This window comes from Leucobacter sp. M11 (assembly GCF_035726885.1).
Taxonomy (GTDB): Bacteria; Actinomycetota; Actinomycetes; order Actinomycetales; family Microbacteriaceae; genus JAPFRB01.
The window spans coordinates 60,900-61,374 of record NZ_JAPFRB010000003.1 but is presented as its reverse complement, the minus strand read 5'-3'; the positions used below and the strand labels follow the sequence as shown (position 1 = coordinate 61,374).

The following is a 475-nucleotide window of genomic DNA, read 5'->3' as shown; positions in this document are numbered from 1 at the left end:
GCCGGGCCTCAGCCGATGCGCGCGGCGATCTGCTGGTCCAGCTCGCGCAGGCTCTGCGCGGTCTGGGAGAGAAAGCGGACGATCTCGTCGAGGTGCGCGATGGTCTGGCTCGCGTCCTGGGTGAAGCGGGCGTAGGACGCCCCGAAGCGCTCCGAGGCGCGCTCGGTGACGAAGCCAGAGGAGACGAGCTGTTCGATCTGCGCCCGGAGTTGGCCGAGCCGCTCGGTGATCTCGGCCCGCCCCGCGCTCAGCCGCTGCGTCGCGGTCTCGATGTCCCCGTAGGACACGCGGATATTGGTCACGGTTACTCCCTTCCTGCGCCCCAGCGGGGCGGGTGGCTCCGGGCGCGGATCACCCGGAGGAGGAAGCCTAGGCGGGGGCTGGCCTCCCCGGGGGCGCCGGAGCCGGGGCTGGGGAGTGGGCGCGGGATTCGTTCGCGGTGCGGAAAAGACCGCGGCCCGGCACCCCGAACGGG

Annotated in this window: 1 protein-coding gene; it reads right to left on the bottom strand. The window is 72.8% G+C overall.

Going from position 1 to position 475, the window contains the following annotated elements; genetic code table 11:
• Positions 1–8: 8 nt before the first annotated feature.
• Positions 9–302 carry a WXG100 family type VII secretion target gene (locus tag OOT08_RS08475; RefSeq protein WP_325092191.1) on the bottom strand — a complete coding sequence of 98 codons (294 nt, stop codon included), beginning with the start codon at positions 300–302 and terminating at the stop codon, positions 9–11.
• Positions 303–475: the final 173 nt, after the last annotated feature.